The organism is Lysinibacillus sp. FJAT-14222, assembly GCF_001278875.1.
Classification (GTDB): domain Bacteria; phylum Bacillota; class Bacilli; order Bacillales_A; family Planococcaceae; genus Lysinibacillus; species Lysinibacillus agricola.
In genome coordinates, this window is record NZ_LIYL01000021.1 from 133586 (window position 1) to 148938 (window position 15353).

Annotated in this window: 14 protein-coding genes; 13 read left to right on the plus strand and 1 reads right to left on the minus strand. The window is 38.8% G+C overall.

The window, feature by feature from the left end; all coding sequences use genetic code 11:
* Nucleotides 1-7: 7 nt before the first annotated feature.
* The 5 genes from ribF to AN161_RS10250 all read left to right on the plus strand — a co-directional run bounded on the left by ribF (nt 8) and on the right by AN161_RS10250 (nt 5502).
* The gene (gene ribF / locus AN161_RS10235; RefSeq protein ID WP_053594250.1) at nt 8-964 is read left to right on the plus strand and encodes a riboflavin biosynthesis protein RibF; all 957 of its coding nucleotides are present in this window, start codon (nt 8-10) and stop codon (nt 962-964) included.
* Nucleotides 965-1119: 155 nt separating this feature from the next.
* Nucleotides 1120-1281 (plus strand): hypothetical protein, encoded by a 162-nt coding sequence (locus tag AN161_RS29575; RefSeq protein WP_158003004.1) that lies wholly within the window; start codon nt 1120-1122, stop codon nt 1279-1281.
* A gap of 175 nt (nt 1282-1456) precedes the next feature.
* Nucleotides 1457-1726, plus strand: coding sequence for a 30S ribosomal protein S15 (gene rpsO / locus AN161_RS10240; RefSeq protein WP_053483257.1), 270 nt, complete (start codon nt 1457-1459; stop codon nt 1724-1726).
* 287 nt (nt 1727-2013) lie between these two features.
* A complete protein-coding gene (gene pnp, locus AN161_RS10245) occupies nt 2014-4128 on the plus strand; it encodes a polyribonucleotide nucleotidyltransferase (RefSeq protein WP_053594251.1) in 2115 nt (704 codons plus the stop codon).
* Between the two features lie 150 nt (nt 4129-4278).
* On the plus strand, nt 4279-5502 hold the full coding sequence (locus AN161_RS10250) for a pitrilysin family protein (RefSeq protein WP_053594252.1): 1224 nt from the start codon (nt 4279-4281) through the stop codon (nt 5500-5502).
* Between the two features lie 888 nt (nt 5503-6390).
* On the opposite strand, the gene AN161_RS30565 is transcribed toward AN161_RS10250, so the two are convergent.
* A complete protein-coding gene (locus tag AN161_RS30565; RefSeq protein WP_343069285.1) occupies nt 6391-6624 on the minus strand; it encodes a GntR family transcriptional regulator in 234 nt (77 codons plus the stop codon).
* Between the two features lie 137 nt (nt 6625-6761).
* On the opposite strand from AN161_RS30565, the gene AN161_RS10260 reads away from it, so the two are divergent.
* The 8 genes from AN161_RS10260 to AN161_RS10295 all read left to right on the plus strand — a co-directional run bounded on the left by AN161_RS10260 (nt 6762) and on the right by AN161_RS10295 (nt 15344).
* A complete protein-coding gene (locus tag AN161_RS10260) occupies nt 6762-7025 on the plus strand; it encodes a sporulation protein, YlmC/YmxH family (protein ID WP_053594254.1) in 264 nt (87 codons plus the stop codon).
* Between the two features lie 9 nt (nt 7026-7034).
* Nucleotides 7035-7814, plus strand: coding sequence for a dipicolinate synthase (locus AN161_RS10265; protein ID WP_053594255.1), 780 nt, complete (start codon nt 7035-7037; stop codon nt 7812-7814).
* Nucleotides 7808-8398 carry a dipicolinate synthase subunit B gene (locus AN161_RS10270; protein ID WP_053594256.1) on the plus strand — a complete coding sequence of 197 codons (591 nt, stop codon included), beginning with the start codon at nt 7808-7810 and terminating at the stop codon, nt 8396-8398. The genes AN161_RS10265 and AN161_RS10270 overlap by 7 nt, the downstream gene beginning before the upstream one ends.
* Before the next feature lie 82 nt (nt 8399-8480).
* Nucleotides 8481-9518 (plus strand): aspartate-semialdehyde dehydrogenase, encoded by a 1038-nt coding sequence (locus tag AN161_RS10275; protein WP_053594257.1) that lies wholly within the window; start codon nt 8481-8483, stop codon nt 9516-9518.
* 13 nt (nt 9519-9531) lie between these two features.
* Nucleotides 9532-10449, plus strand: coding sequence for a 4-hydroxy-tetrahydrodipicolinate synthase (gene dapA / locus AN161_RS10280; RefSeq protein ID WP_053594258.1), 918 nt, complete (start codon nt 9532-9534; stop codon nt 10447-10449).
* Nucleotides 10450-10881: 432 nt separating this feature from the next.
* Complete coding sequence (locus AN161_RS10285) at nt 10882-12549, plus strand: ribonuclease J (RefSeq protein WP_053594259.1); 1668 nt, start codon at nt 10882-10884, stop codon at nt 12547-12549.
* Nucleotides 12550-12680: 131 nt separating this feature from the next.
* Nucleotides 12681-12971: a hypothetical protein gene (locus tag AN161_RS10290; RefSeq protein ID WP_143114713.1), complete on the plus strand. Its 291-nt coding sequence runs from the start codon at nt 12681-12683 to the stop codon at nt 12969-12971.
* A gap of 69 nt (nt 12972-13040) precedes the next feature.
* Complete coding sequence (locus AN161_RS10295) at nt 13041-15344, plus strand: DNA translocase FtsK (protein WP_053594261.1); 2304 nt, start codon at nt 13041-13043, stop codon at nt 15342-15344.
* The last annotated feature ends 9 nt before the right edge of the window (nt 15345-15353 follow it).

A 15353-nucleotide genomic window follows, 5' to 3' on the forward strand; every position in this document is an offset into this window, starting at 1 on the left:
TTTTTGTATGGAGGTCATTCATTTAAAATACCCACACCAACTACAGCAACGAGAAAGCATGCAGCCATATTCATTGGCACTTGGCTTTTTTGATGGTGTACATAGAGGGCATCAGGCAGTTATTAAGGCAGCGAAGGAAGAAGGAGACAAGCGTCAAATTCCAACGGCTGTTATGACATTCGATCCACATCCTTCTTTAGTGCTTGGCGGACGTAACGAAAAAGTATTTTATATAACGTTATTACAGCAAAAATTGCAGCTTTTTGAAGAACAGGGTGTTGATACAGCATTTGTTGTACACTTCACATCTGATTTTGCAAAGCTTTCACCTGATGCATTTATTGATACATTTATTCGTGGGTTGAACATTCAACATGTTACAGCTGGCTTTGATTATTCTTTTGGTGCATTCGGTAAAGGTAAAATGGAAGATATGCGTGCATTGAGTAATGGAGATTACGGCGTAACAGTTGTTGAAAAGAAAATCGACGATATCGAAAAAATTAGCTCTACACGTATCCGTAAGCTTTTGCAAGAGGGAGATATGGAAGCAGCAAGATTGCTCCTAGGACGACCATTTGAAATTACGGGTATCGTTGTACATGGTGATAAGCGAGGACGCACAATCGGTTTCCCAACTGCTAATGTCCAAGCGTTAGAGGGGACTTATATCCCAGCAAGCGGTGTGTATGCGGTACGATTACTTGTACAAAATAACTGGTATGATGGTGTATGTAATGTAGGCTATAAACCCACATTTAAAGATCCAAATGACAAGCAATTATCCATCGAAGTCCATATATTAAACTTCGAAAAAAATATTTACGGTGAAGAAGTACATGTCGCTTGGTATAAACGTATAAGAAGTGAACGAAAATTCGATGGTATTGAAGCATTGAAAGCACAAATCGAAAAAGATAAACAGGAAGCAATTGAGTATTTTACACTTATTACCGAAAGTTAAAACGTATACCATGAATATAAGTTGATCTTCGTTATGGCTGGGCGACTCCTTGGGGATCAGCGATAGAGGAACGAAGGCTAAAAGCATCACGTCCTGTGATAACGCCTTCGTGACCAACATCGTGTTGGCCCGAGACCCTGGAGCGAGCAACGCGAGTGAAGCGGCTCATCGGACGCCCCCAGGAAGCTCTGCGCGAAAGCGAAGCGTCAGCGGCAAATGTTTTATCTGTGCGAAAGCGTAGCGGCAGCAACAAAGCGCCCAGCTGGAACGGAAATCAACCCCACTTTATGGTGATGAACCATATTTTATCGGGTTAATGCAAATTAAATATGCGTTAGCATTTGAATAGGCTTACGTTAACGCTTGCTTGACCTTTTGATTTATGGTAACATTCATAAGTGCATAATATGCTAAACCTTAGCTCGGTATATCGATGACTCCAACGTTTACTGTGCTAGTGGGGATTAACAATTATTTAGGAGGTCCATACAAATGGCTATTTCAAAAGAACGTAAAAACGAAATTATTGCTGAGTACCGTACTCACGAAAGTGATACTGGTTCACCAGAAGTACAAGTTGCAGTATTAACAGAGGAAATTAACGCTCTAAACGCTCACTTACGTACACACAAAAAAGATTTCCACTCTGAGCGTGGTCTTCTTAAAATGGTAGGTCGTCGTCGTCACCTATTAAAATATCTTCGTGAAACTGACGTACAACGTTACCGTGAACTAATCACTCGTTTAGGCTTACGTCGCTAATTGTCGATCTAAAAGCGGGATTAATCCCGCTTTTTCTTTATGTTTATAAACATTAAGAAGACATTAACTTTACTATTGCGAAAAAAGCATATATGACACGAAATTCAAGCAAAAAAACTTTGTTTCAATCAAATACAGAAATAAATCCTAAATAAATTGGCAATAACTGAATTTAAATGTATGATTATTTAATGAAATATTTAGCATAGAACAAGCATTTTTGGTACACTTACTATTAGTACATACAGACGAAGTAAGTGTTTTTATAATAGAGAGGGGTTCATTGAATGAACGAAAAGAAAGTCTATTCCTATGAATGGGCTGGCCGTCCGCTTGTAATCGAAGTCGGACAGTTAGCAAAACAAGCAAATGGGGCCGTTTTAGTACGCTATGGTGATACATCTGTACTTTCAACAGCAACAATGTCAAAATCACCGAAACCACTTGATTTCTTCCCATTAACAGTAAACTACGAAGAACGTTTATACGCAGCAGGTAAAATTCCTGGTGGCTTTATTAAACGTGAAGGACGTCCATCTGAAAAAGCAATACTAGCAAGCCGTTTAATCGACCGTCCGATTCGTCCGATGTTCCCAGACGGTTTCCGTAATGAAGTACAAGTGATTTCGATGGTCATGTCTAACGATCCGGATTGCACGTCTGAAATGGCTGCAATGCTTGGTTCATCAATAGCGTTAGCTATTTCAGATATTCCATTCGACGGACCGATTGCAGGTGTACAAGTTGGCTATATCGACGGTAAATTTATCGTGAACCCAACAGTGGAACAATCTAATCAATCAACAGTCCATTTATCTGTAGCAGGTAACAAGGATGCTATCAACATGGTTGAAGCAGGTGCACTAGAAGTACCAGAGGAAATAATGCTAGAAGCCATTATGTTCGGTCATGAAGAAATCCAAAAAATTATTGCTTTCCAAGAGCAAATCGTTGCAGAAGTAGGAAAAGAAAAATTATCTATAACATTATTTGAAATTGATGAAGCGATTCAAGCAGATATAAAAGCAGCTTGTGAGACTGACATGCATGATGCTATTCAAACTGCTGAAAAACATGCACGTGATGAGGCTATTAAAGCGGTAAAAGACCGTGTTATTGCTTCTTATGAAGAGCAAGAAGCTGATGATGTAACAATGAAGCAAGTTTATACAATGCTAGATAAAATGGTTAAAGACGAAGTACGTCGTCAGATTACAGAAGATAAAGTACGTCCAGATGGTCGTAAGTTAGACGAAATCCGTCCACTTTCTTCTGAAACAGGCATATTGCAACGTACACACGGTTCAGCATTATTTACGCGTGGACAAACACAAGCCCTTTCTATTTGTACATTAGGTGCACTAGGGGATGTACAAATTATCGACGGTTTAGGCGTAGAAGAATCAAAACGCTTTATGCATCACTATAACTTCCCTCAATTCTCTGTAGGGGAAACTGGCCCAATTCGTGGACCAGGTCGTCGTGAAATCGGGCATGGTGCATTAGGAGAGCGTGCTCTTGATGCGGTTATTCCAGATGAATCTGTATTCCCATATACAATCCGTTGTGTATCGGAAGTACTTGAATCAAACGGTTCTACATCTCAAGCTTCTATCTGTGCTTCAACGTTAGCGATGATGGATGCTGGTGTTCCATTAAAGGCACCTGTAGCAGGTATTGCAATGGGTCTTATTAAAAAGGGAGAGCATTACTCTATTTTAACGGATATTCAAGGTATGGAAGACCACCTTGGAGATATGGACTTTAAAGTTGCTGGTACAGCTAAGGGTGTAACAGCACTTCAAATGGACATTAAAATTGATGGTTTATCACGTAATATTCTAGAGGAAGCATTAACGCAAGCTAAAATTGGGCGTATGCACATTTTAGAATCAATGCTTGCTACTCTTGCAGACCCACGTGAAAAATTATCTCAATTTGCACCGAAAATTGTGATCGTGAAGATTAATCCTGATAAAATTCGCGATGTCATCGGACCTGGTGGTAAACAAATTAACAAAATTATTGAAGAAACTGGCGTAAAAATTGATACGGAGCAAGATGGTACAATTTACATCTCTTCTGCAGATGAAGAAATGAACGCTCGTGCAAAACAAATTATCGAAGACATCGTACGTGAAGCAAAAGTTGGCGAGTATTACTTATCAACAGTTAAACGTATTGAAAAATTTGGTGCGTTCTGTGAAATATTCCCTGGTAAAGATGGCTTACTTCACATCTCTGAAATTCAAGAGGAACGTACAAAACAAGTTGAAGATGTATTGAAACTTGGCGATCAATTACTTGTAAAAGTTATTGAAATTGACAAGCAAGGTCGTGTGAATTTATCTCGTAAAGTTGTTATCCAAGAGGAAAAAGAACGCGCTGAGCAAGATAAATAATAAATTGTAGAAAAGGCTGCGTATAATGCGCAGCCTTTTTTAAATCAACTATAAGGAAAATGGTTCTATAAGGGATATTTTGGGGGAAGCTTCTGAAGATCCCACATTATGCCTTTGATGTAGAACTAGAGATAAATTGGGGGAGATTTTTTGGTACAAGTACATACATGTCAGAATGGTGTGCGTATTGTGTCTGAGCAAATCGATCATGTAAGATCTGTTGCGCTAGGCATTTTTGTGAATGCAGGATCTCGTTATGAGCTACCTGAGGAAAATGGCATTACGCATTTTATAGAGCATATGCTTTTTAAAGGGACAAAAACTCGAACAGCTCGTCAAATTGCAGAAGAATTTGACCGAATTGGTGGAGAGTTAAATGCCTTTACATCCAAGGAAAATACTTGTTATTACGCAAAGGTTTTAGACCACCATGCTGAGCTTGCAGTCACAATATTAGCAGATATGTTCTTTAACTCTACGTTTGCAGAGGAAGAGTTAGAGAAAGAACGACAAGTTGTGCTAGAGGAAATATTGATGAGTGAAGATGCACCTGATGACGATGTTCATGAAAAGCTATGGGGAGTTATGTATCCGAATGATGCACTCGGTCGTCCAATACTGGGAACTCCTGCTACGTTGAAAACATTTACAGCAACTATGATACGTAACTATATGGCTAAACATTATGGTCCAGAATCAGTTGTTATTTCAATAGCGGGAAATATTACTGAAAAGCTCATGCAAACAATTGAGGACTTATTTGGCCAATATCAGCCATCTCGACTTGCGGTTGAACCTGTATTAACGAATCCTCATTTTTATCCAGGAGAGATTTCAAAAACTCGCGATACGGAGCAAGCGCATTTAGCCATTTCTTATCCAGCAATCGGTGTAAAGGATCCAGATATGTATAGCTTTATTGCACTTAATAATATTATTGGTGGTAATATGAGCTCTCGTTTGTTCCAAGAAGTACGCGAGGAACGTGGTTTAGCTTATACAATTTTTTCTTACCAATCCTGTTATGCTGATGTTGGAGCATTTACGATTTATGGTAGTACAAGTCGTCAGCAATTATCACAGCTACAGCATACAATTGATGCAACATTACTTGATATCGTGGCAGGTGGCGTAACAGAGGAAGAGCTTGATAATGCGAAAGAGCAGCTCAAGGGTAGTTTTGTTCTCGGTCTAGAGGGGACAGGTGCTCGTATGAATCGCAACGGCACAAGTGAGTTAGTGCATCGTAAACATCGTTCAGTAGACGAAGTATTAGCGTCCATCGATGCCGTATCCATGGAATCGGTAGATCGTTTAATAGCAAAAATCATGAAAGCTGAGCCAGCCATTTCAATTATTGGCCCAGAAGCTTAAAAAAGGTTGCCTTTTATAGGCAACCTTTTCAGCTTGTCTACAAATCTGTATCTATAAAGGTTGATTTTCACTCCGAGTAGGTGCACTCACGGGCTTGGCTTCAATCTCCTCGTCATTGCGTTCCTGGTGGCTTTCAGCGCAAGCTTATCTCACAGGAGTCACCACTCTCCGTAAAAAATCAACGTTTCCTCATCATTATTATGGTTAGACACGCTGCACCAAAAGAGTATTATAGCTATGATTAACATTTAAAATACTACCTTCCACATAAAATAGTATTATGTCTTCAAACGTAGGCTTTTTTAGTGAAAATACTTTGTTTACTTTATAACTAGTACCTCTATACAAAAGGCTCCATTCTGCCTTCTTATAAGACATGATTTGGTTTTCGTATATTTCCCCATTTCTTCCTTTAAAAATACGGTACTCATAGAACAGTATATCCTTACTTTGACTAAATAAAATTTCACCATTGTGAATCAATATAATATAGTCAGCGATCTTTTTTAATGTGTTTCATCCTGCATAAAATCTAAAAATAAAGCGAGAATTTCAATACGAATTATTGAGCCTAGTTCACTCGTTACTTCATCTAAAATTAACCGTTTCATCTTTCATCCTCATTCCTCGGGTTAATTCTTGTACTTTTCTTCCTCTTAGAAGGCTAATCGCTCAAAAAAACTGAATCCCACGTTTTAAACACTTTCTTCATAATTTGTCGAGTTGCGTCACATTGAGCCTTTCAGGTACATGAAAATCGTCAAAAACCACACCGATGTCGTTTTTTATCGATAATTCAAATTCGACAATATCTTTGCCAAATAACAAAATTTCGCCATGTTCTTTTTTAAGCTCATCATCATAACGTGTGGTTGATTTCCGTTCCGACTAACGTGATGGTTTTAGCCTTCGTTCCTCTATTGCTGATCCCCAAGGAGTCGCCCAGCCGGAACGAAGATCAACTCTTATCAATTTCGCCTTGGCATAATTGAAATCCTTTGCAAGTGCACGAATAGATGGTAGTGCGTCACCTGCCTGTAATTTATTGGCTAGTATCGCTTCCTTAAGCTGTACAGTTATTTGTTCATAAATGGGTTTATCACTGGCGTTGCTTAAATGGATATGTACAAATTTTTCACTTCACACATCTGTATACAGATGGCGCGGGTAAATGCAATATTTTCGTAATTTGGGTAAGGGTCACGAATTGCAAAAACTCGGCATATATTGGGGTAACGGTTCAAGGAGGGAGATGAGGAATGCTACTATCAGAGATGGTGGATAAAGAGTTAATTCAAGTTGAGGGTGGCGTACACTTTGGCATACTGGCACATACAGAATGTCTATTAGATGTGCAAACAGGAAAGATACATGGCTTTGAGATTGTTAAAGATAAATTGCCATTCCAAAAAAAGAAAGTGAAAGTTAGTGAAATGATACCTTGGCATGAAATTATACTAATTGGTGAAGACCGGATTTTATTTAACAAAACAACGACGGTACAGTCAGAATTTTTACAGTGAGGTGAGCTTTTGGAAAACGAAAAATGGCTTGTTATCGGTGAGGATCCAAGATTAAAGGAATTAGCTACAATGCTAAGAAGCCCATCGAGAACTGTATTTTATAAAAGAACATCAGTTTGGAATGAGGAGCTAAATAAGCTTGTATTAGAATTCCAACCAAATAGAATTATTCTTCCCATTCTTCCATTAAAAATTGAAGTGGAACAGCTTTATGGAATATCACAAGTTAAATTTTATACAGGGCGTTTGACTATGCATTGGAAGCATTTACTTGAGAGAAATGAAACAAATTGCTATTTACAACAAGAATCTTTTATTTGGCAAAACGCAAGATTAACAGCGGAGGGGTTTATCGCCACGTTTTACGGACTCGAGCAAAAATGTATTTACGGACAAAACTTTACTATCGCAGGGTTTGGGCGCACCGCCAAAATGCTCGCTTCATTACTCGTAAAGATGGGCGCTAATGTCCATATAGTAGCGCGTTCAGTTGTACAAGTGAGTGAAGCAAAGGCATATGGTTATAAAGCTACGAATTTAGATGATCGTAAATGGTCAATTAATGATGGGATATTTATCAATACGATTCCAGCTAAGTGGATTACTGAATCATTCCAAGAACATGTCCCAGTTGTACTATATGATTTGGCTTCGGAGCCGGGCTGTTTAGATATTGACGCCGATCAATTACAAACGTACGTGCTATTGCCGTCATTACCTGGGAAATACTTTGCACATGATGCAGCTACAATACTGTGCAAGGCAATAGAGGAGGAGGAAAATTGCTAACGGGGAAACGAATAGGTTTAGGTATTACAGCCTCACATTGCACGTATGAGGATGTAGTACCTAAAATTCAAAACTTTAAAGATGTAGGAGCAACTGTTATCCCAATAATTACGCATTCCGTTTTACATGCGGCTACTCGTTTTGGTACGGGGGAGGAATGGATTGCGAAGATAGAGGAATTGACTGGACAAAAGGTTATTTCCTCTATTAAAGAGGCAGAACCATTCGGACCATCCAATCCACTGGATGCGATGGTTATAGCACCGATGACAGGTAATAGTATTAGTAAATTTGCTAATGCAGCAACAGATAGTCCGGTGTTAATGGCTGCTAAGGCAACATTGCGCAACGGTTCGCCTGTTATCCTAGGCATTTCAACAAATGATGCTCTTGGCTTAAATGGTCTGAATATTATGAGGCTACTAAATGCCAAAAATATTTACTTTATTCCATTTGGGCAGGACTCACCACATTCGAAACCCAATTCCTTGATTGCCGATTTTGAGCAAATGGTCGCTACTGTTCATGAAGCGATTACGGAGAAAAAGCAATTACAACCGCTGTTAGTACAATATTTCAAATAATTCACGAATTACACACAATTTTCAGTATTTTTGTGATACAATAGCACACATTATGGAACTTGTATTCAAGGAGAGATGACAGATGACAAAGCAGTTAACAGTTGCGGTTGTTGGGGCAACAGGGGCAGTAGGCACAAAAATGATGGAGCAACTAATTAAACGTAATTTTCCAATCGGAGATATTAAGTTTTTAGCTTCTGCACGTTCAGCAGGAAAACCAATCGAATTTAATGATAAGACATATACAATAGAAGAAGCGACACCTGAAGCTTTTGAGGGCGTCAATGTCGCTTTATTCTCAGCTGGTGGTTCGGTATCAGCCGTGCTTGCACCAGAAGCGGCAAAACGTGGCGCAGTAGTTATCGATAACACGAGCCATTTTCGCATGGATCCAGAGGTACCACTAGTTGTACCTGAAGTAAATCGTGGCGATCTTGCTAAGCATAAAGGAATTATTGCGAATCCAAACTGCTCTACAATTCAAATGATGGCTGCGCTTGAGCCCATTCGTCATGCATTTGGCTTAACAAAAATTATTGTATCGACATACCAAGCAGTTTCAGGTGCAGGTATTTCTGCCATTCAAGAATTAAAGGCACAAAGTGTAAACTGGGATGCAGGTAAGGATGTAGAAGCAAATATTTTACCTTCTGGTAGCGACAAACGTCATTATCCAATCGCTCGTAATGTCATTCCACAAATCGATAAATTTACAGACAATGGCTTTACATACGAAGAAATGAAAATGATTAATGAAACGAAGAAAATCATGCATGCACCAGAGCTAAAAGTAGCTGCAACTTGCGTTCGTGTGCCAGTCGTTTCAGGACACTCTGAATCTGTTTATATTGAAGTAGAGAAAGAAGCAACGTTACAAGAAATCTTTGAAGTATTACGCAGTGCACCAGGTGTGGTATTACAAGATGATATCACAACACAAACTTACCCAATGCCTATCTATGCAGAAGGGGAAGAGGCTACTTTTGTAGGACGTATCCGTCAAGATTTAGACAATAAAAAAGGATTCCACCTATGGATCGTTTCTGACAATCTTTTAAAAGGCGCTGCATTAAACTCAATCCAAATTGCAGAAGCAATGCTTGAGGATAACTTACTATAAGAGGGGTGTAAGGATGAATTTAGGTCGAATTGGAACGGCGATGATTACGCCGTTCAAAGAAGATGGCACGATTAATTATCCAGAACTAGAACGTATTATTAATCATTTGATTGATAATGGTACAGATTGTATTGTCGCATGTGGCACAACCTCTGAAAACCCAACTATGTCCACAGAAGAAAAAATTGAAGTTGTACGCTTTACAGTAGAAAAAGTAGCAGGTCGTGTACCCGTTATTGCAGGTACAGGGGATAACGAAACTGCTTACTCTATTGCAATGACGCACAAGGCTGAAGAAAATGGTGCAGATGGTATTATGCTTGTAGCGCCATATTATAATAAGCCAAATCAACGCGGTATTTTTGCGCACTTTGAAACAATTGCCAAAGAAACAAGTTTACCTGTCATGCTTTATAACGTGCCAGGACGTACAGGCGTCAATGTTGCCTATGAAACTTCCGTTGCTTTAAGTAAAATTTCTAATATTGCATGGATTAAAGAAGCGAGCGGCAATTTAGATCAAATGGGCGATGTTATTGAGAATGTTGATTCAGATGATAATTTTTTAGTTTATAGTGGGGATGATGGTTTAACACTTCCACTACTAGCAATCGGCGGAGCAGGTGTTATTTCAGTTGCTGCCCATGTTGTTGGAAATGATATGCAATTAATGATTAAAGCGTTTGAAGAAGGAAATCACGAGCTAGCAGCCAAAATTCACCGAGCATTATTACCTTTAGTACGTGCGCTATTCGCTCAACCAAACCCTTCGCCTATCAAATATGCGATGACAAAATTAGGCTTTGATACACTCAATGTTCGTTTGCCAATGATGGAAATGACAGATGAAGAAAAAGCAAACTTTGACCGAATTTGGGATACGTATCAAGAAAAAGCGAGCAGCTTTAGAAAAATAAGTACCTTTAGTTAATTTACTTAAACTCTCAGACCGTAAACAAACTCAAGATTTTTTAGTTTGTTTACGGTCTTTTTTGATTATATAGAAGAATAAGGCCGTTATTTTCCGCAATTTGGGTATTTCGTAAACTTATATTCAATAAGAATGTCGGAACCTTTTCGTGAAATATCGGTATCATTTCTGAATTTTCGGAACATTTTCATCGTTTATCGGAATGTTTTTTACATTTATCGGATTACTTTTTATCTCGCACTATTAGTACACATGAAAGACGCAACTTTAAAGGGTTGCGTCTTTCATTGATTTATTTTCTTGTACGTTGTTTTGTAAAAAATTTCTGTTTCCACCATGAAAGTTGTATTTTTAATTTGTGCAAAAGCTTTGCAAACCGTATAATAAATGTTAAGTGGTTGCTGTTCGGGATATTTTTTAGGAGGAAATAAATTGACAAAAAAGAAAAATGAACTAATTCGCATCATCCCACTTGGTGGCGTGGGCGAAATTGGGAAAGCAATGTACGTAGTAGAAATTGACGAAGAGCTATTTGTAGTGGATAGCGGCTTAATGTTCCCAGAAGACGAAATGCTGGGCATTGATATCGTAATTCCAGATATTACGTATTTAGAAGAAAATAAAGATCGTGTGAAAGGGATTTTCTTAACGCATGGTCATGAAGATGCAATTGGCTCGATTGCTTACGTATTACAAAAAGTGAAAGCGCCAGTGTACGGATCAAAACTAACAATTGCACTTGCAAAGGAACATTTAAAGGATTTACCTGCACCACATCAGGTGAAATTCTTTGAGGTTACGAACCGTAGTCGTATGAATTTTAATTCAACGTATGTGACATTCTTCCATACAACACATAGTATTCCCGATTCGTTAGGGGTAGTGTTCCATACATCTGAAGGAGCAATTGTTCATACAGGAGAGTTTAAATTCGATCAATCAGCGACAGGTAAATTTAAGCCTGATTTAGCAAAAATGGCACAGCTTGGGGAAGAAGGCGTATTTATTCTGTTATCTGAGTCGTCTGAAGCTGAGCGACCAGGTTATACGACTTCTGAGATTGTGATTGAGGAGCAATTATCAAAAACATTCCATTCAGCATCAGGTCGTATTTTAGTTGCTGTTTATGCATCGAATTTTATTCGTATTCAACAAGTATTTACACAAGCTCAAAAATCGTTCCGTAAAGTAGTTATTGTAGGAAAACCTTTAGAGAAAGCTGTGGATTTAGGTGTACAGTTAGGCCACTTAACGGTAGAGGAAGATACAATTATCCCTATCTCAGAAATGCAAAAGTATCAAGATGATGAGATTATTATTATTGCAACAGGTAATAAAGGGGAGCCACTTGATGCATTAGAAAAAATCGTTCGCAAACATCACCGAGACATTAAAATTAAGCAAGATGATACAGTATTAATTACTTTTACACCGTCTCCTAGTATGGAAGTACAGATGGCTAATACGATGAACTCCATCGCAAAAGCTGGTGCTGAAGTTCTGACATCTAGCAAAAATGTACATGTTTCGGGGCACGGTAGCCAAGAGGATTTAAAGTTAATGCTTAACTTAATGCAACCAAAGTACTTTATCCCTGTGCAAGGTGAGTACCGCATGCTTATTGCTCACTCTAAGCTTGCACAACAGCTAGGTATGCAAAAATCACAAATTTTTATCGCCGATAAAGGGGATATTGTAGAATATAAAAATGGTAAAATGCGAATGAGTGGCCGTGTACAAGCTGGTAATGTATTAATAGACGGTATTGGTGTTGGCGATGTAGGCAACATCGTACTTCGCGATCGTAAGTTATTATCGCAGGATGGTATTTTCATTGTTGTAGTAACATTAAACCGTGCTCAAAAGAAAATTGCATCTGGTCCAGAAATTTTATCACGTGGTTTCGTATATGTACGCGAATCAGAAGAATTAATGGTAGAAGCTTCTGATATTGCTAAAAATGTTATTGAAAAATACGTTGGTAAAGATACATTCGAATGGACAAACATTAAACAAGAAATTCGAGATACACTGAATACGTATTTATTCCAAAAAACGAAGCGCCGCCCAATGATTATCCCAATTATTATGGAATATTAAAAATGTAAGATCATCGTTGAATGAAAAAGGATTTTCTAACCGAATGTAAACGGTGGAAAATCCTTTTTTTGGCTCAATCCTAAAAGTTGGGGATGACATTTATAAGCATCACGTTCTGTGATAACGCCTTCGTGACCAACATCCTTTTGGCCCAAGCGGCTCATCGGACGCCCCCAGGAAGCTTTGCTCTGTGCGAAAGCGAAGCGACAGCAACAACAAATGTTTTCTGTAGCGACAGCAAAGCGGCAGCTACAAATGTTTTCTGTAGCGAAAGCAAAGCGGCAGCTACAAATGTTTTATCTGCGCGAAAGCGAAGCGTCAGCGGCAAATGTTTTATCTGTGCGAAAGCGAAGCGACAGCAACAAAGTGCCCAGTCGGTTCGGAAATCAACCACACGTTATGGTGTTGAGTCTTTTTTTTGAAATAATCAAGTTCTACATGTTATTATTCGCTACATATATAAAATGGATTTGTAAAAGAAGGTGAAATAGATGGCGACTAGTAAAAAAAGAAAAGTCACTAAAAGAAAAGCAACTACAGGAAAAGCAACTACAGAAAAAAAAGAAATGCATCCGCTAATGTATGAAATTTTAGGGCTCATCTTAATTGCGTTTGCAGTTATTATGATATTTGAATATGGCATGATTGGACGTATTCTACAAACAATAGCAATGTTTCTTTTTGGAAATTTACATTTTGCTGTGCCATTTATGCTTATATTTGTTGCATTGTTACTGATGATTGGGCGGAAAAAAGTAAGCATTTACGATCGTCTACTATTAGGTATGCTCCTAATTGTTATGAGTTTAACAATTTTTAGTCACGGCATTCTTTTTGAACAATTATCAAAATCTGGTGGTTTATTATCAGATTCTGTTTTGCGAGAATCTTGGCGGATTTTAATTAATTCAGAGGGTATTATCCATCGAAGTAATGCACTTGGCGGTGGAATGATTGGTGCACTGTTATTTAGTGCTCTTCATGTATTATTTGAGGCAACAGGCGCGAAGGTCGTCGCATGGGCTATTTTCTTTATCGGGTTAATTTTAGTAACAGGAAAGGCACTTGTTCCATATTTAGCGGAAAAAATGCCCGACCTTTTTGGCAAATGGCAAAAGAAACATCGTGATAAGAAAAAAAGTATGCCGAAGAAACCTAATAATCGACGTTCAAAAGTGGAAAGCAAGGATGAAATTGCTGCTGTCGATCAGACGCCTGAGATACAAGAGGAAGAAGAAGTTTCTCATGAACCGATTATCTCTGCCTTCACTCAAAATGTATCCCATGAACGAGAAGCATTTCCAACTGCTGAAAATGAAGAAATTGAACATGGAGAGATTGTTGATGATGTCCATATTGAAGGTGCAGATGCTGTGGAAAATGCAGATTATCAACTTCCTTCTTATAATTTACTACAATTACCGCCACAGCATGATCAAAGCGGTGAATATTCTGTTATTCAGGCCAATGCGAAAAAGCTTGAACAAACTTTGCAAAGCTTTGGTGTAAAGGCAAAAGTAACGCAGGTTCATTTAGGTCCAGCTGTAACGAAATACGAAATATTACCAGATGTAGGCGTGAAAGTTAGTAAAATTGTAAACTTACAGGATGATCTTGCCTTAGCACTTGCTGCGAAGGATATTCGTATGGAAGCACCAATTCCTGGGAAGTCTGCGATTGGTATTGAAGTACCGAATAGTGAGGTAGCCATTGTTACACTGCGTGAAGTGTTAGAATCTAAAGACGGAGCAAAGCCAGAAGCATTATTGCAAGTTGCTTTAGGTCGTGATATTACAGGTCAAGCAGTACTCGCCGAGCTCAATAAAATGCCACATTTACTTGTTGCAGGTTCAACGGGTAGTGGGAAAAGTGTGTGTATAAATGGCATTGTCGTATCAATACTCATGCGGACAAAACCACATGAAGTAAAACTGATGATGATTGACCCGAAAATGGTGGAATTAAATGTTTATAACGGAATTCCTCATCTTCTAGCGCCAGTTGTCACAGATGCACGAAAAGCGTCGCAGGCACTAAAGAAAGTAGTGTCAGAAATGGAACGCCGCTACGATTTATTTTCTCACACAGGAACACGTAATATCGAAGGCTACAATAGCCATGTACAAAAGGTAAATGAGCAAACCGATGAAAAACATCCAAAATTACCGTATATTGTTGTGATTGTAGATGAGTTAGCGGACTTAATGATGGTTGCATCAAGTGATGTAGAGGATTCTATTACACGTTTAGCGCAAATGGCACGCGCAGCAGGGATTCATTTAATAATTGCAACCCAACGACCAAGTGTAGATGTGTTGACAGGCGTTATTAAAGCAAATATTCCTTCACGTATTGCCTTTGCGGTATCGTCAGCAATCGATTCTAGAACGATATTAGATATGGGTGGAGCAGAACGTTTACTCGGTCGAGGAGATATGCTGTTTTTACCTGCCGGTGCATCTAAACCAAAACGTGTGCAAGGTGCCTTTTTATCAGATCAAGAAGTTGAGTCAGTTGTTAACTTTGTTATAGAACAGCAAAAGGCGCAGTATCAGGAGGAAATGATTCCGACCGAAGAAGAGACAATTTTAGAGGAAACGGACGAATTATTTGATGAGGCTGTACAGTTAGTTGTAAGTATGCAGACGGCTTCTGTTTCGATGTTGCAGCGCCGCTTCCGTATCGGTTATTCGAGAGCTGCTCGTATTGTCGATCAAATGGAACAACGCGGTATTGTCGGGCCTTCAGAGGGTAGTAAACCTCGACAAGTGCTCATTCATCAATACGATAATTAGTGCCAAAAT

Coding starts and splice junctions, on each gene's coding strand:
- AN161_RS10260 (WP_053594254.1), top strand. CDS start 6,762: ATGCTACTATCAGAGATGGTGGATAAAGAGTTAATTCAAGTTGAGGGT.
- dapA (WP_053594258.1), top strand. CDS start 9,532: ATGAATTTAGGTCGAATTGGAACGGCGATGATTACGCCGTTCAAAGAA.
- AN161_RS10295 (WP_053594261.1), top strand. CDS start 13,041: ATGGCGACTAGTAAAAAAAGAAAAGTCACTAAAAGAAAAGCAACTACA.
- rpsO (WP_053483257.1), top strand. CDS start 1,457: ATGGCTATTTCAAAAGAACGTAAAAACGAAATTATTGCTGAGTACCGT.
- ribF (WP_053594250.1), top strand. CDS start 8: ATGGAGGTCATTCATTTAAAATACCCACACCAACTACAGCAACGAGAA.
- AN161_RS10275 (WP_053594257.1), top strand. CDS start 8,481: ATGACAAAGCAGTTAACAGTTGCGGTTGTTGGGGCAACAGGGGCAGTA.
- pnp (WP_053594251.1), top strand. CDS start 2,014: ATGAACGAAAAGAAAGTCTATTCCTATGAATGGGCTGGCCGTCCGCTT.